Source organism: Erythrobacter tepidarius (assembly GCF_002155695.1).
GTDB classification, from domain to species: domain Bacteria; phylum Pseudomonadota; class Alphaproteobacteria; order Sphingomonadales; family Sphingomonadaceae; genus Erythrobacter; species Erythrobacter tepidarius.
Genome location: NZ_MUYJ01000006.1, coordinates 137,189 through 159,145 on the forward strand (window position 1 = coordinate 137,189; position 21,957 = coordinate 159,145).

The 21,957-nt window shown below is 66.0% G+C and carries 21 protein-coding genes and 1 tRNA gene; 11 read left to right on the forward strand and 11 right to left on the reverse strand.

The features are described 5' to 3' along the window. The first annotated feature begins 4 nt into the window (after nucleotides 1-4). The 5 genes from purH (at nucleotide 5) to dxs (ending at nucleotide 5,376) form a co-directional block, all read left to right on the forward strand. On the forward strand, nucleotides 5-1,606 hold the full coding sequence (gene purH / locus BZF61_RS07610) for a bifunctional phosphoribosylaminoimidazolecarboxamide formyltransferase/IMP cyclohydrolase (RefSeq protein ID WP_086618207.1): 1,602 nt from the start codon (nucleotides 5-7) through the stop codon (nucleotides 1,604-1,606). Between the two features lie 385 nt (nucleotides 1,607-1,991). Continuing rightward, nucleotides 1,992-2,183 carry a hypothetical protein gene (locus BZF61_RS07615; RefSeq protein ID WP_086618208.1) on the forward strand — a complete coding sequence of 64 codons (192 nt, stop codon included), beginning with the start codon at nucleotides 1,992-1,994 and terminating at the stop codon, nucleotides 2,181-2,183. Continuing rightward, on the forward strand, nucleotides 2,180-2,863 hold the full coding sequence (gene msrA / locus BZF61_RS07620) for a peptide-methionine (S)-S-oxide reductase MsrA (protein ID WP_086618210.1): 684 nt from the start codon (nucleotides 2,180-2,182) through the stop codon (nucleotides 2,861-2,863). Before BZF61_RS07615 ends, msrA begins: the two co-directional genes overlap by 4 nt. Nucleotides 2,864-2,906: 43 nt before the next feature. Further along, nucleotides 2,907-3,371, forward strand: coding sequence for a Fur family transcriptional regulator (locus BZF61_RS07625; protein WP_086618212.1), 465 nt, complete (start codon nucleotides 2,907-2,909; stop codon nucleotides 3,369-3,371). Nucleotides 3,372-3,447: 76 nt separating this feature from the next. After that, on the forward strand, nucleotides 3,448-5,376 hold the full coding sequence (dxs, locus tag BZF61_RS07630; protein WP_086618213.1) for a 1-deoxy-D-xylulose-5-phosphate synthase: 1,929 nt from the start codon (nucleotides 3,448-3,450) through the stop codon (nucleotides 5,374-5,376). 1 nt (nucleotide 5,377) lies between these two features. Here the strand turns inward: dxs and BZF61_RS07635 are convergent, their stop codons facing one another. After that, entirely contained in the window at nucleotides 5,378-6,232 is an 855-nt protein-coding gene (locus tag BZF61_RS07635; protein ID WP_158094072.1) for an MlaA family lipoprotein, read from the reverse strand. A 184-nt stretch (nucleotides 6,233-6,416) separates the two neighbouring features. Here BZF61_RS07635 and BZF61_RS07640 point away from each other — a divergent pair, with 184 nt between their 5' ends. Continuing rightward, entirely contained in the window at nucleotides 6,417-7,214 is a 798-nt protein-coding gene (locus BZF61_RS07640) for a crotonase/enoyl-CoA hydratase family protein (protein WP_086618216.1), read from the forward strand. Here BZF61_RS07640 and BZF61_RS07645 read toward each other — a convergent pair whose 3' ends face one another. The 5 genes from BZF61_RS07645 to BZF61_RS07665 all read right to left on the reverse strand — a co-directional run bounded on the left by BZF61_RS07645 (nucleotide 7,215) and on the right by BZF61_RS07665 (nucleotide 12,872). After that, nucleotides 7,215-7,892: an NnrU family protein gene (locus BZF61_RS07645; RefSeq protein WP_086618218.1), complete on the reverse strand. Its 678-nt coding sequence runs from the start codon at nucleotides 7,890-7,892 to the stop codon at nucleotides 7,215-7,217. 26 nt (nucleotides 7,893-7,918) lie between these two features. Further along, complete coding sequence (locus BZF61_RS07650) at nucleotides 7,919-8,428, reverse strand: FKBP-type peptidyl-prolyl cis-trans isomerase (protein WP_245804540.1); 510 nt, start codon at nucleotides 8,426-8,428, stop codon at nucleotides 7,919-7,921. A 2-nt stretch (nucleotides 8,429-8,430) separates the two neighbouring features. After that, nucleotides 8,431-9,741 (reverse strand): amidohydrolase family protein, encoded by a 1,311-nt coding sequence (locus BZF61_RS07655; protein WP_086618219.1) that lies wholly within the window; start codon nucleotides 9,739-9,741, stop codon nucleotides 8,431-8,433. Beyond that, entirely contained in the window at nucleotides 9,738-11,177 is a 1,440-nt protein-coding gene (locus BZF61_RS07660) for an amidohydrolase (RefSeq protein ID WP_245804541.1), read from the reverse strand. The genes BZF61_RS07655 and BZF61_RS07660 overlap by 4 nt, the downstream gene beginning before the upstream one ends. 87 nt (nucleotides 11,178-11,264) lie before the next feature. Continuing rightward, nucleotides 11,265-12,872 (reverse strand): peptide MFS transporter, encoded by a 1,608-nt coding sequence (locus BZF61_RS07665; protein WP_086618316.1) that lies wholly within the window; start codon nucleotides 12,870-12,872, stop codon nucleotides 11,265-11,267. Nucleotides 12,873-13,172: 300 nt separating this feature from the next. Here BZF61_RS07665 and BZF61_RS07670 point away from each other — a divergent pair, with 300 nt between their 5' ends. The 4 genes from BZF61_RS07670 (at nucleotide 13,173) to BZF61_RS07685 (ending at nucleotide 15,204) form a co-directional block, all read left to right on the forward strand. Continuing rightward, on the forward strand, nucleotides 13,173-13,517 hold the full coding sequence (locus BZF61_RS07670; protein WP_169711950.1) for a GntR family transcriptional regulator: 345 nt from the start codon (nucleotides 13,173-13,175) through the stop codon (nucleotides 13,515-13,517). Between the two features lie 210 nt (nucleotides 13,518-13,727). After that, nucleotides 13,728-14,009 carry an integration host factor subunit beta gene (locus BZF61_RS07675; protein WP_086618223.1) on the forward strand — a complete coding sequence of 94 codons (282 nt, stop codon included), beginning with the start codon at nucleotides 13,728-13,730 and terminating at the stop codon, nucleotides 14,007-14,009. A gap of 302 nt (nucleotides 14,010-14,311) precedes the next feature. Next, nucleotides 14,312-14,393, forward strand: a tRNA-Leu gene (locus BZF61_RS07680). A gap of 235 nt (nucleotides 14,394-14,628) precedes the next feature. Then, a complete protein-coding gene (locus tag BZF61_RS07685; protein ID WP_245804542.1) occupies nucleotides 14,629-15,204 on the forward strand; it encodes a PilZ domain-containing protein in 576 nt (191 codons plus the stop codon). Between the two features lie 10 nt (nucleotides 15,205-15,214). Here BZF61_RS07685 and msrB read toward each other — a convergent pair whose 3' ends face one another. The 4 genes from msrB to BZF61_RS07705 form a co-directional block, all read right to left on the reverse strand. Next, entirely contained in the window at nucleotides 15,215-15,712 is a 498-nt protein-coding gene (msrB, locus tag BZF61_RS07690) for a peptide-methionine (R)-S-oxide reductase MsrB (protein ID WP_086618226.1), read from the reverse strand. A 63-nt stretch (nucleotides 15,713-15,775) separates the two neighbouring features. Continuing rightward, the gene (locus BZF61_RS07695) at nucleotides 15,776-17,116 is read right to left on the reverse strand and encodes a cytochrome P450 (RefSeq protein WP_086618227.1); all 1,341 of its coding nucleotides are present in this window, start codon (nucleotides 17,114-17,116) and stop codon (nucleotides 15,776-15,778) included. A gap of 108 nt (nucleotides 17,117-17,224) precedes the next feature. After that, nucleotides 17,225-18,517, reverse strand: a complete 1,293-nt coding sequence (locus BZF61_RS07700; protein ID WP_086618229.1) for an ABC transporter permease — start codon at nucleotides 18,515-18,517, stop codon at nucleotides 17,225-17,227. After that, nucleotides 18,514-19,524 carry an ABC transporter ATP-binding protein gene (locus tag BZF61_RS07705; protein WP_086618230.1) on the reverse strand — a complete coding sequence of 337 codons (1,011 nt, stop codon included), beginning with the start codon at nucleotides 19,522-19,524 and terminating at the stop codon, nucleotides 18,514-18,516. Before BZF61_RS07705 ends, BZF61_RS07700 begins: the two co-directional genes overlap by 4 nt. Nucleotides 19,525-19,570: 46 nt before the next feature. Here BZF61_RS07705 and queG point away from each other — a divergent pair, with 46 nt between their 5' ends. Then, complete coding sequence (gene queG, locus BZF61_RS07710) at nucleotides 19,571-20,632, forward strand: tRNA epoxyqueuosine(34) reductase QueG (RefSeq protein ID WP_086618233.1); 1,062 nt, start codon at nucleotides 19,571-19,573, stop codon at nucleotides 20,630-20,632. Here queG and BZF61_RS07715 read toward each other — a convergent pair. Continuing rightward, a complete protein-coding gene (locus BZF61_RS07715; RefSeq protein ID WP_086618318.1) occupies nucleotides 20,616-21,860 on the reverse strand; it encodes an NAD(P)/FAD-dependent oxidoreductase in 1,245 nt (414 codons plus the stop codon). The genes queG and BZF61_RS07715 overlap by 17 nt on opposite strands. Nucleotides 21,861-21,957: the final 97 nt, after the last annotated feature.

Sequence of the window (21,957 nt, forward strand, 5' to 3'; positions counted from 1 at the left end):
ATCCATGAGCGACAAGGCGATCACCCGGGCGCTGCTTTCGGTGTCCGACAAGACCGGCTTGGCCGACCTCGGCCGTGCACTGGCGGCCATGGGGGTGGAACTGGTCAGCACCGGCGGCACCGCCAAGGCCTTGCGCGATGCCGGCCTTGCCGTGCGCGACATTGCCGATCTCACCGGCTTTCCCGAGATGATGGACGGGCGAGTCAAGACCCTGCACCCCAAGGTGCATGGCGGCCTGCTCGCCCTGCGCGACAATGCCGAACACGTCGTCGCGATGGAGGCGCATGAGATCGGGGCGATCGATCTGGTGGTGGTCAACCTCTACCCCTTCGAGGCGACCGTCGCCAGGGGCGCGAGCCGCGAGGAGATCATCGAGAACATCGACATCGGCGGGCCGGCAATGGTGCGCTCGGCCGCCAAGAACCACGGCTTCGTGACAATCCTCACCGATCCCGCCGACTACCCGACGCTGATTGCGGAGATGCAGGCCCATGGCGGCGCGACCAGCCCGGCATTCCGCACCCGGATGGCAGGCAAGGCCTATGCCCGCACCGCCGCCTATGATTCGGCGATTGCCAACTGGTTCGCCTTCTCGCCCGCCGCTTCGGACGAGCCGACGCTGCTGCCCGACACGCTCCCGCTCGCCTTCACACGGGCCGAAACGCTGCGCTATGGCGAGAACCCGCACCAGCAGGCGGCGATCTATGTCCCGCAGGTGGCGGGCAGCGCGGGCGTCCCGCAGGCGGCGCAGCTGCAGGGCAAGGCGCTTTCCTACAACAACCTCAACGATGCCGACGCGGCGCTCGAACTGGCGGCGGAGTTTGCCGGGCAGGCGCCGGCGGTGGTGATCGTCAAGCACGCCAACCCTTGCGGCGTGGCGCAAGCGCCAGCGCTGCTGGCGGCGTGGGAAGCGGCGCTGGCGTGTGATTCTGTCTCGGCCTTTGGCGGGATCGTCGCGGTCAACACCGAACTCGACGCCGCCACCGCCGAAGCCATCAGCGCGATCTTCACCGAGGTGGTGATTGCCCCCTCGGTGAGCGAGGAGGCCAAGGCGATCTTCGCCAAGAAGAAGAACCTGCGCCTGCTCGAATGCGGGGCTTTGCCGAACCCGCGCCGCGGTGGCCTTGCGCTCAAGACCATCGCCGGGGGTGTGCTGATCCAGTCGCGCGACAATGGCGCGATCTCGGCCGATGATCTCAAGGTGGTGACCAAGCGCGCACCCACAGCGCAGGAGCTGAAGGACTGCTTGTTCGCCTGGACGGTGGCGCGCCATGTGAAGTCCAACGCCATCGTCTATGCCAAGGACGGGGCCACTGCCGGAATCGGTGCGGGGCAGATGAACCGCCGCGATTCGGCCCGGATTGCCGCGATCAAAGCGAAGGAAGCCGCCGAAACCCATGGCTGGGCCACCCCGCGCACCGTGGGCAGCGCGGTCGCTTCGGACGCTTTCTTCCCCTTCGCCGACGGGCTGCTGGCCGCGGCCGAAGCGGGTGCGACCGCGGTGATCCAGCCGGGTGGCTCGATCCGCGACGACGAAGTGATCGCCGCTGCCGACGAAGCCGGCCTCGCCATGGTCTTCACCGGGATGCGGCATTTTAGGCATTAATTCTTGTCCTACCGCTTCGCTACTTGAGGACGTGAATTCTTGTCCTACCGCTTCGCTACTTGAGGACGTGAATTCTTGTCCTACCGCTTCGCTACTTGAGGGCGGGATTTGCTTTGCGAAGGCGCCTGTGCGCCTTCCTCCTCGGTGCTGTTCCTTCGCTTCGCTCCGCGCCCCCGCGAGCGGCCGGGCGGCCTTGCGGCGCTGCGGGTCGGTTGGCTTGCTCCGCGGCAACGGGTGCGAGGGCTGCAACCTTTTCTTGCGGCGTGCGTAACTTCACGCGCGCGCAGTTTCGAAACTTCACCTGACCGGAGCGTTCATCGTCAGGCAATTCGGCCTCGGGCATGGGACGAACGCACCGAAAGAGCACTTACTTCGAGCCAGTCCGATGCGCCTTTTCTCTTCCGACCTCGTCCGCAATTTCTCGATCGGCTTCCTGCTCGGCGCCTTGCTGGTGGCCGGGGCCAATGCCGAGAGGCTGAGCGAGCAGATCGCTTCGCCTGCGCTTGCCGCGCCGATGGTGGAGACGCCTCAGCCCACCGCCGAATTCGTGATCGCCCCTGCGCAGCACGGCGAATGAACCGTCTTGCCGCCCTTCTCCTTGCCGGTTCGCTGGCACTTTCGGCCTGTGCCGGCCCTGCTACCGCCGCCGAGGATGCGGTCGAGGCGCCCGCCGCCACCCGCATCGCCAAGGAAAAGCCCGGCCTCAAGACCGCGATCTTCGCGGGCGGGTGCTTCTGGGGGGTCGAGGGGGTGTTCAGCCATGTGAAGGGCGTGACCTCGGCGGTTTCGGGCTTCCACGGCGGCAGCGCGGCAACCGCGCAATACGACACCATCACCGCCGGCGGGACGGCCCATGCCGAATCCGTCAAGATCACCTATGATCCGACGGTGGTGCGCTACGACCAGCTGCTGCAGATCTTCTTCTCGGTGGTGGCCGACCCGACGCTCAAGAATCGTCAGGGGCCGGACGTCGGCAGCCATTATCGTAGCGCGATCGTGCCGATGAACCCCGAACAGGCCGCGGTGGCCAAGGCCTATCTCGTCCAGCTCGGCAAGTCCGGCCTGTGGTCGAAGCCGATCGTCACCCGGATCGAGCCCTACAAGGCCTTTTACCCGGCAGAAGCCTATCATCAGGACTTCATGGCCAACAATCCGCGCCACGGCTACATCCTCCGCTGGGACGCACCCAAGGTCGCGGCACTCAAGGCGATGTTCCCGACGCTCTACCGCGCCAGCTTCCTGAGGGATGCCAGCTAAAACCGGCTTTGCGAAGCACCGCTCTCCGACTATAGTTGCGCGCATGGGACAGCACGCGCACCGTCACCTTGAACATTGCGGTGCCGAACTGGTTGCCGAAGCCGCCCGCGCGCTGACAGCCGCGGGCGAGCAGTGGACCGCGATGCGCGAGGCCGTGTTTGCCGAGCTTGCGCGGCATGATCGGCCGGTCTCAGCCTATGACATTGCCGACAACCTTTCGGCAGCGCGCGGCAAGCGGGTGGCGCCCAATTCGATCTACCGCATTCTCGATGTGTTCGTGAGCAACAATCTCGCGATGCGGGTGGAAAGCGCCAATGCCTACCTTGCCAACACCCATCCGGGCTGCGCGCATGATTGCATCTTTCTGGTCTGCGACGAATGTGGCGAGGCTGCCCATGTCGATGACGAGGAAGTGAGCCGCGCGGTGCGCGCCATCGCGGCGCGCCGCCAGTTCAAGGCGGAACGGCCGGTGCTGGAAATAAGGGGTCTGTGCAAGTCCTGCGCGTGAGGCTGCTCGTGCCTGCGCATTGATCTGCCTCAACCCTTCATCGACAGGCGCATTTACAATGTGTAAAGCTGGCCGGATGAATCAACCGCCGCACACGCCTTTGCTCGATCAGGTTGACACGCCTGCCGATCTGCGCCGCCTCAAGCCCGAACAGCTGCGCCAGCTGGCCGATGAACTCCGCGCGGAGATGATCGACGCGGTGAGCACCTCGGGCGGTCATCTGGGTTCAGGCCTCGGCGTGGTCGAACTGACGGTCGCGATCCACTACGTGTTCAACACGCCGGAGGACAAGCTCGTCTGGGATGTCGGGCACCAATGCTATCCGCACAAGATCATCACCGGCCGGCGCGACCGGATCCGCACCCTGCGTCAGGGCGGAGGCCTGTCGGGCTTCACGAAGCGATCCGAAAGCGAATATGATCCCTTCGGCGCGGCGCACTCCTCGACTTCGATCTCGGCCGCGCTCGGCTTTGCCATCGCCAACAAGCTCCAGAACAGGCCGGGGCGCGCGATTGCGGTAATCGGCGACGGCTCGATGAGCGCCGGGATGGCCTACGAGGCGATGAACAACGCGGCCCAGGCTGGCAACCGCCTGATCGTGATCCTCAACGATAATGACATGTCGATCGCCCCGCCTGTGGGCGGGCTGTCGGCCTATCTTGCGCGAATGGTGTCGTCGAGCGAATATCTCGGCATCCGCAGCCTTGCGAGCCGCGCGGTCAAGAAGATGAGCCGCCGCCTGCACGACACCATCGGCAAGGCCGAGGAATTCACCCGCGGCATGGTGACCGGCGGAACCCTGTTCGAGGAGCTGGGATTCTATTATGTCGGCCCGATCGATGGCCACAACCTCGATCACCTGCTTCCGGTGCTGGAAAACGTGCGCGATACGTCCGAAGGCCCGGTGCTGATCCACGTCGTGACCGAAAAGGGCAAGGGCTATGCCCCGGCGGAAAATTCGGCCGACAAGTATCACGGCGTGCCCAAGTTCAATGTCATCACCGGCGAGAAGGCCAAGAGCGCGCCCAGTGCGCCAGCCTATCAGGACGTGTTTGGCGAAACGCTTGCCAAGCTCGCCAATGACGATCCGCGCATTGTCGCGATCACCGCGGCGATGCCATCGGGCACCGGGGTGGACAAGTTCGCCAAGGTGCACCCGGCGCGCAGTTTCGATGTCGGCATCGCGGAACAGCACGCGGTGACCTTCGCGGCCGGCCTCGCGGCGCAGGGGATGCGCCCCTTCGCGGCGATCTATTCAACCTTTCTCCAGCGCGCCTATGATCAGGTGGTGCACGACGTGTGCATCCAGAACCTGCCGGTGCGCTTCGCAATCGACCGCGCGGGTCTGGTGGGTGCCGACGGTGCGACCCATGCGGGCAGCTTCGACATCACCTATCTTGCGACGCTTCCCAACATGGTGGTGATGGCCGCCGCCGACGAGGCCGAGCTGGTCCACATGATCTACACCGCCGCCGAGCACGATTCCGGCCCGATCGCCTTTCGCTATCCGCGCGGCAGCGGCACCGGCGTGCCGCTGCCCGAGGTGCCGGTGAAGCTGGAGATCGGCAAGGGCCGGTTGGTGCGCGAAGGCACCAAGGTCGCGATCCTCTCGCTGGGTGCGCGTCTGGCCGAAGCGCTCAAGGCCGCCGACCAGCTCGAAGCCAGAGGGCTTTCGACCACGGTTGCCGACCTGCGCTTTGCCAAGCCGCTCGACGAAGATCTGATCGCCCGGCTGATGCGCAGCCACGAAGTGATCGTGACCGTCGAGGAAGGCGCCATCGGCGGGCTGGGCGCACATGTGCTGACCTTCGCTTCGGATCAGGGGCTGACCGATGGCGGCCTCAAGGTGCGCACCATGCGCCTGCCCGATATCTTCCAGGATCAGGACGATCCGGTAAAGCAATATGACGAGGCGCGGCTCAACGCCCCGCACATTGTCGAGACCGTGCTCAAGGCGCTCAAGCACAACAGCGCGAGCGTCGAGATCGAGGGAGTGCGGGCCTGACCTAGCGCGTCACCGGGGCGGTGCGCGCGGTGATCTGCACCTGCTCGATCAGCGACAGCGGCGGAGCGTCCGGTGCGGGCGGCTCGGGCGCAGGTTCGGGCGCAGGGGTTTCCTCGTCCACCACCTCGCCCTTGAGCGCCGCGATCTCGCGTTGGCGCTTGGCGAGGTAGGTATCGCGCCGCATCGCATAGGGATCGTCCGAGGCCGCGATCTCGGCCAGTTCGGCATCGAACTCCAGCCGCTGGTCCAGCCCGTTCACCACGAAATAGGTCACCGCATATTCGGGCTGGTTGAAGGGCTTGCCCACCGCGAGGGGCAGCAGCGCCTGATCCAAGGTGCTGCCCACCAGATCGCGCACGGTGGTCGCGCCGCTCACCGGCAAATAGAGATAGGCCCCCGGCCCGACCCCGTAATAGCCCATGGTATTGGCAAAGCCGTTGCGGCGATAGGGAATGCCAATGCCCGGCTTTCCCGCCACGTCGATCAGTCCACCAATCCCCAGCGTCGAATTGATCGCCATCCGCCCGAGCGCACCGAAGGCCTTGCCAACCTTGCCTTGCAGCAGGAAATTGAGCGCATTGCTCGGCTCGCCAAGGTTCTTGACGACATTGCCGAGCCCGTCGCGCAGCGGCTCGGGCAGCCCGTCGCGGTAGGCATAGGCAACCGGCTCGATCACCGCTTCGTCCACCGCCTGCGTGATGCGGTAGCTTTCGGCGTTGAACTTTTCGACCGGATCGCCGGCGGGCGGGCCATATTTGCCCTCGACCACGATCTCGCCGCTGTCTTCGTCAGGCGGGGTCTCACCGGCCTCGGGCGGAGTATCGGCGGCGGCGGCTTCCTGGAGCGACCAAGCCACTGCCGCAACCCGGACTGGTTCGGGCGCAGGGGCAGGCTCCGGTGCTACCGCCAAGGCGGCGCCGAGCAAGGGCTGCGAGACTGTCAAAAACGCAAGGCTGGGCATGGTAATCCTCGGTTTTCTCCTTGCACCCCCACGCCTATACGCAGGGTGAACCTGCCATAGACTCAAGGCCAAGGCGTCCATGTCGCTGCTTCACATCCTCCGCGAAGGCCCTGTCACCATTCTCACCATCAACCGCGCGGAGACGATGAACCCGCTCGGCGCGCCCGGCGACGGGGACGCGTTCACCAGTGCAATCAATGCGATAAACCGCGATCTGGCGTGCCGGGCGGTGATCCTCACCGGCGCGGGCCGCGCCTTCAGCGCGGGCGGCGACATCAAGGCGATGCGTGACAAGACCGGCACCTTCGGCGGCACCGCCCCGGCGATTTCGGATGGCTATCGCGACAATATCCACCTGATGCTGCGCGCGCTCTACGGCTTGCGCGTGCCGCTGATCGCGGCGGTCAACGGCCCGGCGATCGGCTTGGGGTGCGATGTCGCCTGTCTTGCCGACATCCGCATCGCCAGCGAGACCGCCAAGTTCGGGGTGACCTTCCTCAAGCTCGGCATCATTCCTGGCGATGGCGGAACCTGGATTCTCCCGCGGGTGATCGGGATGAGCCGCGCGGCCGAGCTGTTCTACACCGGCGACGTGATCGATGCGGCGACCGCGCTGGACTGGGGACTCGTCAGCCGGGTCGTCGCGCCCGAGGCATTGATGGACGAAGCCCGCGCGCTGGCAGGCCGGATCGCGCAGCAGCCTCCACACGCGCTGCGCCACACCAAGAACCTGCTGCGGCAGGGGCAACAGGGGAGCTACGACTCCGCGCTGGAGATGGCGGCGAACACGCAGGCGATGATGCACACCACCGCCGACCATGCCGAGGGCGTGGCCGCGCTGATCGAAAAGCGGCCGGCGCATTTCACCGGGGCGTGATCAGCCCAGCCACTTCCACACGCCCGCCGGGATCCCGGCCTGCCACAGATGGAGCCAGCTGCCTGCCAGCCACAGCACCGTCCCCGCCACCAGCGGCACCGCGCCCACCACCGGCAGCTTGTGAAGCTGCGGCCAGTAGCTGGTCTTGCGCTCCCATTCGGCCCAGGCCTCACCCATCAGGGCTTCCTTCTTCCCGTCCTGCAACTTCGCCCCGACCAGCGCGAGGATGCCCATGGCGAGCGCGGTCACCATCGTTCGGGTGCTCCACAAGAGCGCCATGTGCGAGAGCGCCCACAGCCCGATCCCCCACATCATCGGGTGGCGGGTGAGTTTGAACACGCCCTTGGGCTGGCTCCGGGCCTGGGCTTCGGCCATCGGGGTCGGCAGCGCGGGATTGCCGATCAGCGAGCCGGCCAGCAGCACCATCGCAGGCCAAGTCAGGACAGTGGCGATGATCCAGCCGAAATCGCCCGATCCGCCAAGATCGGCAGGGGGCGCGGCCTTGAAAGCGACATAGACCCAGCCCAGCGTCGCGAAGCTGACCACGCTGTAGGCCGCGCTGAAGCCCCCTGCCCCGAGCGCCTTCACCATCGCTGCGCGCAAGGGATGCGACATCGCGAAATGGGTGCCGACAAAGGCGGCATTGGCCGCGACGAGAGTAACGATTGCGCCGTCCATGCTGAGGTCCCCCAAGGCCTGACAGCCTAGCCTTCGATGCCGATCAGTTCTACCTTGAAAACCAGCGTCGCATTGCCGGGGATCGGCCCACGCCCGACCGGGCCATAGGCCATGTCAGCCGGCATCGCGATCTCGATCGTCTCGCCCACACCCATCTTCGGGATCGCGACCTGCCAGCCTTTCACCAGCCGCCCGAGCGGGAAGGTCGCCGGCGCGCCGCGCGCATAGGAGCTGTCGAACACGGTGCCGTCGATCAGGCGCCCCTCGTAATGGACAGTGATCTGGTCAGTGACCTTGGGCCGCTTGTCCGAGGCGAGATATCTGACCCAGCGCCAGCGCACTCCGCCCTGTTCCAGATGCCAGCCGTCCGCCGCGGTCAGCCCGAGCAGATAGAGCTGCTGCTGCGAATGCCACGCCCGGTCTTGCCCGGCGGTGGTGCTCGGGGCCTCGCGCGCTTGCGCCTGCGCCCCCGATGCCGGGAGCGCAAGCATCAGCGAGGCCGCAAGCGCGGCACCGAACGGCCTTTGCATCGCCATCCTCACCAGTCGTAGGCCTTGGGCAGATCGCTCTCGTCAAGGTCACGATAGCGGTTGCGCAGCCGGCTCTGGTGGCTTTCCAGGCTCTGTTCGACACCGCCGATGAACACCTTGGTTGGCACCGACCCAACTTCAAGCGGATCGCCGTCCCACAACACCACGTCACCAAGCGCACCGGGCTTGAGCACGCCCGCCTTGCCGCCCAGTCCGCTGATCTCGGCGGGGACCGAGCTGATCGCGGCGAAGGCCTGGTCCCATTCCATGCCGCTCGCACCCGGCACACGGGTCAGCGCGACGAGATTGCCCGCCACCTGCTGCAACCGGCGCGGATCCTGCATCGTGGCGGCGTTGATCGCCACCTTGACCCCCGCCCGCGCCAGGCGGCCGGCGTTGGACTGGGTCGCGCCGAGTTGCTCGAAGCTTTCGGGCAGATCGGTCAGACCATTGGCGATTACCGGAATGCCAGCGGCAGCGATTTCTTTGGCTACCAGCCAGCCCTCGCTCGCGCCGACCAGCACCAGATCGAGCTTGGGGTATTCGGCCTTGAGCGCCAGCACCGCGCGAATATCCGCCGCCCGGTCAACCGCGATGTAGAGCTTCTGCTGCCCCGTCACCACCGGCACCAGGGCCTCGGCATCGAAGCGGCCAAGGAACAGCGCGTCATCCTTGGCGATCTCGGTGGTCTGCGGCGTGCCAGCCTTGCCGATCAACGCCTGCGCCTCGCGCAGGGCTGCGCGCAGCAGCACATGGGCCGCCACTCGGCTGCCTCCGGCACGGGTACCGCCGTTTTCGCCGAGGACGATCATCTGGAACGCGCGCGCCTGCATCACCGGCTTGGCATCGCCATCCAGATCGATGATCGCGCCCTGCCCGCCGAAGATCGAACCCGACGGCAGGGTGGTGGTTGCTGCTCGGGTGATCCCCGCTGCGCGGTGCACGAGGATGTGCTGCGAGGTGGGGTTGATCGCTGCCGAGGCATCAAGCGCCGCGCTGAACGGGCTGCCGTTCGCGGTGATGTCGTTCGATTCGCCCACCGCCGCGACATCGGCGAGACCGAGGGTTGTGACGGTGGCGAACAGGCCGGGCGTGACCCAGGCCCCGCCCGCATCGATTGTCATGCCGCCCGCAGGCGCGCCGCTTGCCGGGCCGGCATAGACCACTCTGCCGCCGCGCACGACGACAGCGCCGCCCTCGATCGGGGCGGAGCCGTCGCCGATCACCAAACGGGCGTTGGTGACGGTGACATCCTGCGCCAGCGCGGGCGTGGCGGTGAGCGCGAGGCCGGAGAGGGCGAGGGTGAGCAGGCGCTTCATTTCACGTCTCCTTCCCCGGGCTGGCCGAGCTCGAAATCGCTCACCGGACGGCGCTTGGGATCCATGGCGTCGAACATCAGCGCACCATCGATCCACACCTTCTCAGGCCGCGAATAGACGCTCAGCGGGTTGCCATTCCACAGCACTACATCAGCCATCTTGCCTTCCTCGAGGCTGCCGGTCATCTTCTCGATCCCCATCGCCTTGGCGGCATTGTAGGTGATCCACTGGATGGCCGTGCCTTCCGAGATGTCGATCCCCATGCGCAAGCCCGCCGCGCGCGCCTTGGCCGCTTCCTGGTTGAGCCGCTGGATGTCATTGGCATCGTCCGAATGGATCACCACGCAGGCACCCTCGCGCTGGAGGAAGGCGGCGTTTTCGAGAATGCCGTCATAGCTTTCCATCTTGAAGCCGTACCAGTCGGCCCAGATCGCGCTGCACACGTCGTTCTCGCGCAGCAGATCGCCGATCTTGTAGGCTTCGACCGCATGGTGGAAGGCACTGACGCGGTAGCCCATCTCCTTGGCCATATCCAGCACCAGCGCCATCTCGTCGGCACGGTAGCAGTGGTTGTGGACGAGGATTTCGCCCTTGAGCACGCCGACCAGCGTCTCCTTGCCGAGATCGCGTTTGGCCTTCTCGTCATTGGCGTAGTCGATCGCGGCGAGCCAGGTCTCGCGGTTGACGGCGAGATTGCCCATCCGGGTCGATGGCATCCGCCCGCGGCTGCCGTAAACACGCTTGGGGTTCTCGCCGCAGGCCATCTTCAAGCCATAGGGCGCGCCGGGGAATTTCATCGCCTGCGTGGTGCGCGCCGGCACGTTCTTGAGCGTCACCGAGCGCCCGCCCATCAGGTTGGCCGAGCCGGGGAGGATCTGGAGCGCGGTGATCCCGCCATTGACGAGCGCGCGGGTAAAGCCCGGATCCTGCGGCCAGACCGAATGTTCGGCCCACACCTCGGGCGTGGTCGGAGCGGTCGCCTCGTTCCCGTCCGAATGGGCCTCTACACCCGGCGAGGGGTAGTCGCCGAGGTGCGAGTGGATGTCGATGATGCCGGGTGTCACGAACTTGCCGGTGCCATCGAGCACCGCGATGTCGGCGGGGATCGGGGTATCCGGCCCGCCGACCGCGACGATCTTGCCGCCCGACATGAACACCACGCCGTTGTCGATCCGGTTGCCGCGCCCGTCGAAGATGGTCGCGCCGCGGATCGCGGTGGCGATGCTGGGAAAGGGCTTGTAGGTCGAAGCGAACACGCCCTCGCCCGGCTTGGCGGCGGCAAGGGTTGATGCCGAGGTTTCCTCGTCCTTGCCCTGCTTGCGGTCCTTGCCGCGCGCCCTGGCGTCAGCGACGGTGACAGAGGCGATCAGCGCCAGCGCGCTGACCAGTGCGGCAAGCCTGCCCAGCCGGGCAGGCACAGTCTTGTCTGCGAACATTCAAACCTCGCGTTATTCCGGTTTGCCGTTGGAACGGAAAACGCGAGGTTTGTCCATGCCGCTTGCCGATTTATCGCCCGCGGGGGCTTACTCGGCCGGACGGGCAGTCGCCGGATAGGCCTCGTCCACGCCATCGGCAGCCGGTGCATCATCCTTGAGCGTGTCGAGGTGCATCCACTTCTTTACCATCGGGCTGACCAGCAGCACCGCCACGGCCGCACCGATCGCGATCCAGCCGAACAGCTCGTAGATGTCGAGCAGGCCCTGCTTGGTCATCTCGCCATCATGCCCGCCGGTTGCCTCGCCGATCTTGCCGGCGACGAAATTGCCGACCGCGGTCATGTAGAACCACGCTCCCATGATGAGCGAGGCGAGGTGTCTGGGCGCCAGCCGGTTCATCGCCGACAGGCCGACGGGGCTGAGGCACAGCTCGGCGGTGGTGGCGAAGAAGTAATAGGCGAACACCAGGAACACCGGGGTCATAGCGGCGACGCCATAGGCCTCGGCACCCCACACCAGGACGAGATTGGCAAAGCCCATCTGCGCGAGTGCCAGCCCGAACTTGGCCGGGGCCGAGGGCTCCTTGCCCTTGTTGCCGAGCCACTGCCACAGTCCCGCAAACACCGGGGCCATCAGGATGATGTAGATCGGGTTGATCGACTGGAAGATGCCCGCAGGCACCCCGGCCCGGTCGACGAAGCGATCGGTGAACAGGTTCATCGATCCGCCCGCCTGCTCGAACAGGCCCCAGAACAAAGGGTTGAGACTGATCAGGAACAGGATCGCGAACATCCGCTCGCGCGGTTCCTTTTCGAGCTTGAAGCTTTCGAACAGCACATAGCCGAGCAGCGCCACGCCCGAGATCGTCAGCAGGTTCTGGATCACGTCCTGATATTGCACCAGCCCCCAGATCACCGCGACCGCGGCAAAGCCGAGGCCATAGAGCGAATATTCGAGACCCTTGCCGATCGGCCGCGGCGCCTCGCCCGCGCCGTTGAGCGTGGCCTTGCCGAGCACGAAGACGATGAGGCCGAGCAGCATCCCGATGCCCGCCAGACCGAAGCCATAGCCCCAGCCGAGCGTCTGACCGAGATAGGCAACCAGGATCGTCCCCAGCGCCGCGCCGACGTTAATGCCCATGTAGAAGATCGTGTAGGCCCCGTCGCGGCGGGTGTCGGTCATCTTGTAGAGCTGACCGACCATCACCGAGATGTTCGCCTTGAGGAAGCCTGAGCCAACGATGATGAAGGCGAGCGCGGCCCAGAACACGTTGATCGTCGGATCGTCCTGCCCGCCGGTGCCCTCCACCGCCATCAACGTGTGGCCCGCCGCCAGCAGCAGCCCGCCGAACAGCACCGCCTTGCGCTGACCGAGATAGCGGTCAGCCAGCCAGCCGCCGAGAACCGGGGTGATATAGACCAGCGAGGTGTAGGCCCCATAGATCAGGTTCGACTTGCCGTCGCTGAACAGCCAGTGCTGGGTGAGGTAGAAGATCAGGATCGCGCGCATGCCGTAGTAGGAAAAGCGCTCCCACATCTCGGCGAAGAACAGCATGTAAAGGCCCTTGGGGTGGCCTGCGAATTCAGGATCCTTCTGGACCGCGATCTTGCCGCCGATCGCCAGGAACACGATCAGGACGGCCACGGCGATGGCCGCAATCCATTCGGCCTCCGCCCACTGCGAGATTTCCATCATGTATTCGATCCCCATCGAATGGTTAGGGGGAGGTGCCTCACCACACCGCCGCAATGGAGGCGCACCCTAGCGCCTTGTGCGCGGGTGTGAAGCTTTTGTTGCGCTCGGGCGCAACGGAAAGCGCGCTCCAGAATATTGGCCGCGCAGTTCATCGGCCCGCCGAAGGGCAGGCCGCAAGGCGCAATGGCCGCCCGCAGGTGCTCGATCCTGAAGCGATCGAAACGCACCGAAGACATGCTCGCGCGGGCGGGCACGCAAAAAAATTGACCGCATGGCTGTATTATGGCACTGATGCACCTCATGGCCACCAACCCCAATCGTCCCGTCTATCTCAAGCTGCGCGACCAGATCGCGGCAGCGATCATCGACGGGGTCTATCCCGAAGGCGAAATGCTGCCCTCGGTACGGGCACTGGCGGCGGAGCATGGGGCCAACCCGCTGACCGTCGCCAAGGCTTACCAGCAGTTCCAGAACGACGGGCTGGTCGAAGTGCAACGCGGCGTCGGGATGTATGTGGTCAAGGGTGCCGCCGAACGCCTGCGCGCGCGCGAACGCGAAGCCTTCCTGCGCGACGAATGGCCCGAAATCCGGGCACGCATGGCACGCCTTGGCCTCGATCCGGCCGATCTTGCGATTTTCACCTGATAAAGGCGGGCACTGACAATCGTAGTCGTTGCGCGTGAAACCAATTTCTGACAGAGTGTTAGAGTAGCCGCGTCGCCGGATTGAGTCTTGCGGGGGGCTACGAAATGGGGGGCGCCTCACGGGTCGGAGGCGAGTTGAGGAAACGACGGGGCAACCCGCATTGACGGCGCGATATGGCGGCTTGACCTCCGTGCGCGCCGGGAGATCGCCATGATCAGATCCGAGTTGTTGCAGGAATTGCATAAAGACAATCCCGACCTGCGTGCCGAGGAAATCGAGCAGGTGGTGGATATCTTCTTCGACGAAATCGCCCAGCGTCTGGCCGAAGGTGGCCGAGTGGAGTTGCGCGGCTTCGGTGCCTTTTCCACCCGCAAGCGCGAGGCCCGCAGCGGCCGCAACCCGCGCACCGGCGAAACGGTGAAGGTGCCCGCCAAGCGCGTGCCCTATTTCAAGGCCGGCAAGGAAATCCGCGAGCGCCTGAACAGCGGTTGATGCCCCGCGCCGCGGCTCAGGCGGCAGTGCTCAGTCCTCCTCCGTCCGCCCAGCCCGGCACCGGGAGCCTTTGCTCGCGCCCGAGCGAGGCGAACACCAGATCGGCGAGCCGCTCCACCAAGGGCGAGTAGCAAGTTCGATCGGCGTCTTGCCGGGCGCGATGGCCCCCTCGATTGTCTCTGCGCCGCCCTCCGGCGCGATCACCTGAGCCATGCCGGGTAGCTCATGCGCGAGGGAGTAGCACCCGCCTGCGGGCAAGTTCTGGCAATTGCCTGCCGATCTGTGGCAAGGGCGCTTGCCATGCGGGCGTGGCGGAATGGTAGACGCCGGGGACTTAAAATCCCCTGAGCTTGGCTCGTGCGGGTTCGAATCCCGCCGCCCGTACAGCGTGCCATCGCCCACCGCGAGGGGGTGCCTCCCAATCAAGGATCACAGTCCGCGCATTATCCACCCCTTAACCTGTGGCACATACATTTTTCCGGGCAATCATGGGATACGCGCGCCCCGTTGTCCCCATCGCCAGGAGAGGCGCGGCGCGCAGGGCGATAAGGGCATGGACAAAGCTGCGGGTTTCGCGCGAGCGGGGAACAGGCCGGATCGGGATGGCGCGGAACAACGCATGGCGCCGCGCTTCACCCTGCTGATCCGTGCTGCCAAGCTGGTGTCGGCACAGGGCGAATTCGTCTGCGTGATCCGCGATGTCTCGGAAAGCGGCGTGAGCGTGCGCCTGTTCCACGCCCTGCCGGGCTGCCGCGCTTTCGAGCTGCACATGCCCGGCGGCGCGGTCTACCCGATCGCGCGGGTGTGGAACCGCGACAATGAAGCCGGCTTTGCCTTCGCGCAACCGGTCGATGTCCAGCAGCTGATCAACGAATCCGGCGACTATCCCAAGCGCGGGCTGCGGCTCGGCCTGTGCTTCCCGGTGCGGGTGCACACGCTGACACTGTCCTGCGAGGCGGTGGTGGAGAACCTGTCGCAGCAGGGCGCGCGCATCGAATGTCACGCACGGCTGGCAATCGACCAGACGCTCCGGATCGCAGCACCCGATTTCCGCGGCACAATGCGCGAGATCCGCGCCAAGGTGCGGTGGCGCCGCGGGCAGCACTACGGGGTAGTATTCGACGACACCTTCACCCTCGGCGATTTCGCGCGGCTGGCGGCGCGGCTTCAGGCGCCGGCCTTGCTAGAGGGGTAGGCGCGCCCGCTCACGCCGGCACGAATCTCAGCGCAAGGCCGTTGATGCAGTGCCGCTGGCCGGTCGGCTGCGGGCCGTCGCCGAAGATATGGCCAAGATGGCCGCCGCAATCGGCGCAATGCACTTCGGTGCGGGGATAGCCGATCTTGTAGTCGGTGCTGGTTCCCACTGCCCCCCAATCGATCGCGCGCCAGAAGCTCGGCCAGCCGGTGCCGCTGTCGTATTTGTGCGCCGAGGCATAGAGCGCATTGCCGCAGCCTGCGCAGATGAAGGTGCCCTTGCGCTTCTCCTTGTTGAGCGGGTGGCTGAAGGCACGTTCCGTCCCTGCCTCGCGCAAGATGTGGTATTGGTCGGGAGTGAGGATGCGGCGCCATTCGGCTTCGGTCTTGGTGATGCGGAAGCTCTTTGCCGCGGCGGGCGAGGCGCCGCAGGCGGCGAGCAGCGGCATCACCGCGCCGATCCCGGCAGCGGCAAGCACGGTGCGGCGGTCGGCAGCAGGCAGAGGCATAGGCGTATCCTTCCGTGTTGTCCGGGCAAGATACGCGCATGGCACCGGCGCGGTTGCAGCGGCTCAGAAGGTCGTTATCTCGACTTCGAGCTTGCGGAAACCGTGGACGAAGTTCGCCCGCACCCGCTCGACATTGCCGGCAACGTGGACGCGCATCCGGCGCCGGTGCATTTCCTCCAGCAGGACGCGCAGCTGAAGTTCGGCCAGCCTAGCCCCGACGCAGCGGTGGATGCCATAGCCGAAAGAGAGGTGGCGGCGGGCATTCTCGCGGGTGATGTCGAGCTTGTCGGGGTTGTCGAATACCTCCTCGTCGCGGTTGGCGCTGATGTACCACAGCACCACCTTGTCGCCCTGCCTGATGGTCTGCCCGAACACCTCGGTGTCCGCGGTGCAGGTGCGGCGCATGTGGGCGAGCGGGGTCTGATAACGCAGACATTCCTGCACCGCGTTGGGGATGAGCTCGGGGTTATCCTCGAACAGCTTTCGCTGGTCGGGGAATTTGTCCATCGCGTGGATGATACCGCTCATGGTGTTGCGGGTCGTGTCGTTGCCGCCGACGATAAGCAGCACCAGATTGCCCATGAATTCCTCGGGGCTCATCTGGTTCATCGCGGGCGAGTGGATCATCATCGAGATGAGGTCGTCACCCGGCTCCTTGTCCATCGTGCGCTCGATCCACAGCGACTGGAAATAGGCCGCCATCTCCTGGAGGATGCTCCAGCGCAGATCGTCGAGCGCACGCACCGAGCCAAGCTCGGTATCGCCCGACCAATCCGACCAGAAGGTCAGCAAACGACGGTCTTCCCAAGGGAAGCCGAACAAGATAGCCAGCATCCCGGTGGTCAGCTCGATCGATACGGCATCGACCCAGTCGAACACCTTGCCGCGCGGCAGTGAATCGAGCAGCTCGCCGGTGCGGGTGCGGATTTCCGCTTCCATCTCCTCGACCGCGCTCGGGGTGAACTTGGGTGCGACGGTGCGGCGCTGACCGGTGTGCTGCGGGCGATCCATGGCGATGAACATCGGCAACTCGCGCCGCTCGATATTCTGGGCCGCCAACTCCTCTTCGGACAGGCGGTTGAGGATGGTGATGCCGCCATATTCCCAGCTCGACGAAAAGATCTCCGGCAGGGCCTCAATATGCTGGATCGCCTTGTGGCCGACCACCGCCCAGTAAGGTCCATAGGGACTTTCCGGAATCCAGTGCAGCTGACCGGCCTTGCGCATCTCGGCGAAGATCGGCTGCCACTTGTCCTCGAAATAGATGTCCGAGCGGCTCACATCCCACGGATGCGTGTGCTGCAAACGCTCTTCCGGGTGAGTTTCGAGGTGCTGCTTGAGCGCTTCATAGGCAGTCGGTTCACGGCGCACCTGCGGGCGCTTTGGCGGGGCAATCGTTGCCATGTCTCTCTCCCATCCGGCGCGCTCCTGCACAGGCAAGGGACCGCGCAGATCCGATTCGCATCCTGCCTTAACTGACAGCGATGTCAATAGTGGGTTTCGATTTGGAACCTATTGCCCTGCTTCGACCCGGCGGGAGGCGCGACGGGCGCGCCAGCCAAGGCTTCCTCCGCCGCGCGGCGCGCGTCCGGCCCCGCCCGACTTCATCACCCGCTTGCGGAACAGCACTGCGCCGCCCTTGACCAGTGCCAGCACCCCCAGCCCCTGCCATGCCAGCGCCAGCGCATGGGTCCACAGCTGCGGCTCCATCGCCGCGCGCGCCAGCATTGCGAAGGGGGAGGATAGCGGGAAGATGATCGCGGCCAGCTCCAGCTGCGAACCGGGCTGCTTGATGGTGTAGGCGGCAAGGAAGAACACCATGAGCTGCATCATGGTGACAGGCATCGAAAGGGTCTGCACCTCGCGCACCGTGTTCGCCATCGCGCCGATGGTGAGGAACAGCGCGCCGAGCAGCAGATAGGCCATGGCGAAATAGACTACGCCCAGCAGCAGGAACAGCGGCCAGCCCACCGCCGGGGCGGGCAGGCGGGCGATGTCGAACCCGCTCGCCGCGGTGAGCGCATCGCTGCCCAGGCTCCACAAGCCATAGGCCGCCAGCCCCCAGACGCCGATGCCGACGAAGGACACCGCCAGCATCGCGAACAGCTTGCCCATGAACACCGCGTCCATCGGGATCGCGGCAGCAAGGATTTCGATGATCTTGTTGGCCTTCTCCTCGACGAGGTTGGACAGCACCATGCCCGCCAGCAGCATCGTCAGCAGGAACAGCACCATCTGCGCGACCTGCGCGGTCTGGATGCGGCTGGAGCGTTCGGCCGCAGCGCTGGTGGTCACCACCGCGCTGCCCACCGTGGGGAAGGCGGCCGCTTCGGCGCTGGTGGCATGGCCCGCGAGCAGGCCGACCGGCCCTTGCCAGCGGCGCAACTGCCCCTCGGTGCCCACCAGTTGTGGACTGGCCAGCGTGCCGGTGAGGATCGCCGCATAATTGCCGCGCCGCGCTTCCATGAAGGCCCGCGCATCGAAGGCGGGATCGCCCTTGGCCTCGGGCACTTCGCGCAGCGACGGCAGCGCGCTGCCGAGCTGGGGGGCGAGGCGTTTGCCCGCCGCGATCATGGCAGCATTATCCTGCGGCGACATGGCGAGGCCGATCTCCACGCTCACCGCCTCACGCTGCACCTCGCCGCCGATCGCGCCGGCCAACCCGCCGACGATCACCGGGAACAGCGGCCCGAGCAGGAAGAACAGGAAGGCGCGCGAGAACAGCACTGCGACGAAGTCCCGCCGGGCGATAACCCATGCAGCTTCAAGCGCGGAAAGGTGGGGGCGGATGGCGAGGTCGGTCATGCTGCGGCCCCTTCGCTGTCGGCCTGCAATTGGCGGGCGGCGGCCTCGCCTGCGATCGCGACGAAGGCATCGTGCAAGCCCGCCCGCTCGATCGAAAGCGAGAGGATCCCCGCATCGCCTTCGATCAGCTGCCGCAGCAGCGGCTCAATCCCGCTTTCGGGCAGGGGGAAGTGGAAGAAATCGCCGTTACGGCGGGTTTCGGGGGGCAGCGCGGCCATCCACGCGCCCTCGCGCGCCCGCGTCTCCAGCCGCACCTGCGCCGGGATGCGGTCTCGCGCTGCCTCGACGCTCCCTGCATAGGGCACCTTGCCCCCGGCGATGATCGCCACCCCTTCGCACAGCCGTTCGGCATGGTGAATGACGTGGGTCGAGAAGATCACCGTCACCCCGTCATCGGCAAGTGTGCGGATCGTCGTTTCGAGCTTGCCCTGATTGATCGCATCAAGGCCCGAGAAAGGCTCGTCGAGCACCACCAGACGCGGCTGGTGCACCAGCGTCCCGAGCAGCTGCACGGTCTGCGCCATGCCCTTGGAGAGCTGACGGATGGTGCGGTTGGCGACATGGCCGAGGCCGTGGCTTTCGAGCAGCTCGAGCGCGCGCTTGCGTCCTTGCCTGAGCGGCAGGCCCCTGAGCGCGCCCATGAAGGCGATCGCCTCGACGCATTTCATCGCCGGGTATAGCCCGCGTTCCTCGGGCAGGTAGCCGATCAGCCGGCCGATATCGTGCGGGCGATCATGCCCGAACACGCGGCGCACGCCGGCGTCGGGATCGATGATGCCGAGCAGCATCCGCAGCGTCGTGGTCTTGCCCGCGCCGTTGGGGCCGAGAATGCCGTAGATCGCGCCCTCGGGCACCAAAATGTCGACCCCGTCGACCGCGCGTGTCCCGTCGAAGCTCTTGACCAGCCCGCGGGCCTCGATCGCCAGCGGGCGTGCATCATCGGGAATGGCGCTGAAGCCATCACCGCGATTGCCCGTCCGGCTCTGTTCGCTTACCGCCATGTCCATGGCCTAGGCGGTTAGCGGTCAGGATTGAACGGGAGCCTCTCCAACCATGGTTAACGCCCCGGCAACCGGTGATCTGGCGGCGCGCATTGCCGCAAGGGCCGAGGCGCTGGGGTTTGCCGCCTGCGGGATTGCTGCGGCGGAAGAAGATCCGCTGCGCGCCGATCGGCTGGAACAGTGGCTGGGCGAGGGCCACCACGGGTCGATGGAGTGGATGGCGACGCGGCGCGATCACCGTCGCTCGCCGCAGGGGCTGTGGCCCGCCGCGAAAAGCGTGATCGCGCTGGGCATGAGCTATGCCCCAGGGCATGATCCGCTGGCGCTGGAGGGCTCGGCCACCCATGCGCGGATTTCGGTCTATGCGCAGGGACGCGACTATCACGACGTCGTGAAAAAGCGCCTCAAGGCGCTCGCCCGCTGGCTGGTCGAAACGGTGCCGGGGGCTGAGGTCAAGGTCTTCGTCGATACCGCGCCGGTGATGGAAAAGCCGTTGGGCGAGGCGGCGGGAATCGGCTGGCAGGGCAAGCACACCAACCTCGTCAGCCCAACCCATGGCAGCTGGCTGTTTCTGGGCGCAATCTACACGACGCTGGAACTCGCATCCGCCGAGGGCCACCGCGACCGCTGCGGCAGCTGCCGCGCGTGCATGGACGCCTGCCCTACGCAAGCCTTCCCCGCGCCCTACCGGCTCGATGCCCGGCGCTGCATTTCCTACCTCACCATCGAGCACAAGGGGCCGGTTCCACATGATTTGCGTGCGGCGCTGGGAAATCGCATCTACGGCTGTGACGATTGCCTTGCGGTCTGTCCGTGGAACAAGTTTGCCAGCAACGCGCAGGCGATCCGCGAATTTCTTCCCCGCGCCGAACTGGTCGCGCCGCGGCTCGCCGAGCTGCTGGCGCTGGACGATGCGGGTTTCCGCGCGCTGTTTGCCGGTTCGCCAATCAAGCGCATCGGCCGCAACCGTTTCGTGCGCAACTGTCTCTACGCGGCGGGCAACAGCGGCAATCCGGCGCTGGCGGCACAGGTTGAGCCACTGACGGGCGATCCCGACCCGGTGGTTGCCGAGGCGGCCCAATGGGCGTTGGCGCGGCTCAGATCAGATCCTTGAGGGCCACTTGCGGATCGGCCAAGAGCGCCGGATCGATCCGGCCGACCCCGCTTTCCAACAATTTGCGCGCCTGCACGTAATCCCTCATCGTCCCCACGCAGTCGAAGGCGATCGGTACGCCGTTCTTCAGATAGACAAGGGTGAACTTGCGCTCCGAGGGATCGCCGCGCAGCACGGTCTGGTCATATCCGAGGTTCAGTCCTGCGGTTTGCAGTTTGAGATCATACTGGTTCGACCAGAACCACGGCAGCGCGTTGTAGGGTTCTTTGTGGCCCATGATCGCCTTGGCGACGGTGTTGGCCATGTCGTGCGCGTTCTGCACCGATTCCAGGCGGATCACCGCATTGTCGGCGTAAGGGTTGGCGTGGGCGGCGCAGTCGCCGATGGCATAGATGTCGTCGAGCGTGGTGCGGCAACAGAAATCGACATCGACCCCGTTCGAACCTGCCGCACCGGCTGCGATCAGCGGCCCGACCGCGGGGACGATGCCGATGCCGACCACCACCATATCGCAGGCGACTTGCGTGCCGTTGTCGAGGCGCGCGCCGGTCACCTTGCCCTGATCTTCGCCGAGCACCGCCTGAATGCCGGTGTTGAGCCGCACATCGACGCCCTGACGGCGGTGTTCTGCCGCATAGAAGGCCGAGATCTCTTCGCCCGCCACGCGCGCAAGCAGGCGCGGCAGCATTTCGACCAACACCACCTCGCAGCCGAGCTTGCGCAGCACCGCGGCGGCCTCGAGGCCAATATAGCCCCCGCCGACCACCAGCACACGCTTCGGCCCATCGGCGAGCGCGGCCATCATCGCGTCGGCATCGGATTTGTCGCGCACGTAGAACACCTGCGGCAGCACCGCACCCGGTACCGGCAGGCGGCGCGGATCGCCCCCGCCCGACCAGATCAGCTTGCAATAGGCGACCTGGCTGCCGTCGCTGAGGGTGAGGCGATGGGCGTGCGGGTCGATCGCCGTCACCGCCGCGCCGAGCTTGAGGTCGATGCCCTTCTCGGCCCAGAACTTCTCGGGCCGGATCATGATCCGCTCGAACCCCTTCTCCCCGGCCAGATATTCCTTCGAGAGCGGTGGGCGTTCATAGGGCGGGGCATCGTCGCGGCCGATCATCAGGATCGAGCCTTCATACCCATGTTGGCGTAGTGCAATCGCCGCCTGCGCGCCGCCATGGCCGGTGCCGACGATCACCACGTCGGCGTGCTGATTGGGTGATGTCATGGCCTGCCTTTGCCCCTCCGGCGCTGTGCGGCCCTTGCCTTGCCGCAAATTGCCCTAGGGTCAAGCCGCTCATGCAGCAGAGCGGCAAAGCGCCCCG

What these genes read in the sequence shown, in the direction of transcription:
- purH (WP_086618207.1), top strand. Translation starts at nt 5, where the DNA reads ATGAGCGACAAGGCGATCACCCGGGCGCTGCTTTCGGTGTCCGACAAG.
- BZF61_RS07615 (WP_086618208.1), top strand. Translation starts at nt 1,992, where the DNA reads ATGCGCCTTTTCTCTTCCGACCTCGTCCGCAATTTCTCGATCGGCTTC.
- msrA (WP_086618210.1), top strand. Translation starts at nt 2,180, where the DNA reads ATGAACCGTCTTGCCGCCCTTCTCCTTGCCGGTTCGCTGGCACTTTCG.
- BZF61_RS07625 (WP_086618212.1), top strand. Translation starts at nt 2,907, where the DNA reads ATGGGACAGCACGCGCACCGTCACCTTGAACATTGCGGTGCCGAACTG.
- dxs (WP_086618213.1), top strand. Translation starts at nt 3,448, where the DNA reads ATGAATCAACCGCCGCACACGCCTTTGCTCGATCAGGTTGACACGCCT.
- BZF61_RS07640 (WP_086618216.1), top strand. Translation starts at nt 6,417, where the DNA reads ATGTCGCTGCTTCACATCCTCCGCGAAGGCCCTGTCACCATTCTCACC.
- BZF61_RS07645 (WP_086618218.1), bottom strand. Translation starts at nt 7,892, where the DNA reads ATGGACGGCGCAATCGTTACTCTCGTCGCGGCCAATGCCGCCTTTGTC.
- BZF61_RS07650 (WP_245804540.1), bottom strand. Translation starts at nt 8,428, where the DNA reads ATGGCGATGCAAAGGCCGTTCGGTGCCGCGCTTGCGGCCTCGCTGATG.
- BZF61_RS07655 (WP_086618219.1), bottom strand. Translation starts at nt 9,741, where the DNA reads ATGAAGCGCCTGCTCACCCTCGCCCTCTCCGGCCTCGCGCTCACCGCC.
- BZF61_RS07660 (WP_245804541.1), bottom strand. Translation starts at nt 11,177, where the DNA reads ATGTTCGCAGACAAGACTGTGCCTGCCCGGCTGGGCAGGCTTGCCGCA.
- BZF61_RS07665 (WP_086618316.1), bottom strand. Translation starts at nt 12,872, where the DNA reads ATGATGGAAATCTCGCAGTGGGCGGAGGCCGAATGGATTGCGGCCATC.
- BZF61_RS07670 (WP_169711950.1), top strand. Translation starts at nt 13,173, where the DNA reads ATGGCCACCAACCCCAATCGTCCCGTCTATCTCAAGCTGCGCGACCAG.
- BZF61_RS07675 (WP_086618223.1), top strand. Translation starts at nt 13,728, where the DNA reads ATGATCAGATCCGAGTTGTTGCAGGAATTGCATAAAGACAATCCCGAC.
- BZF61_RS07685 (WP_245804542.1), top strand. Translation starts at nt 14,629, where the DNA reads ATGGCGCCGCGCTTCACCCTGCTGATCCGTGCTGCCAAGCTGGTGTCG.
- msrB (WP_086618226.1), bottom strand. Translation starts at nt 15,712, where the DNA reads ATGCCTCTGCCTGCTGCCGACCGCCGCACCGTGCTTGCCGCTGCCGGG.
- BZF61_RS07695 (WP_086618227.1), bottom strand. Translation starts at nt 17,116, where the DNA reads ATGGCAACGATTGCCCCGCCAAAGCGCCCGCAGGTGCGCCGTGAACCG.
- BZF61_RS07700 (WP_086618229.1), bottom strand. Translation starts at nt 18,517, where the DNA reads ATGACCGACCTCGCCATCCGCCCCCACCTTTCCGCGCTTGAAGCTGCA.
- BZF61_RS07705 (WP_086618230.1), bottom strand. Translation starts at nt 19,524, where the DNA reads ATGGACATGGCGGTAAGCGAACAGAGCCGGACGGGCAATCGCGGTGAT.
- queG (WP_086618233.1), top strand. Translation starts at nt 19,571, where the DNA reads ATGGTTAACGCCCCGGCAACCGGTGATCTGGCGGCGCGCATTGCCGCA.
- BZF61_RS07715 (WP_086618318.1), bottom strand. Translation starts at nt 21,860, where the DNA reads ATGACATCACCCAATCAGCACGCCGACGTGGTGATCGTCGGCACCGGC.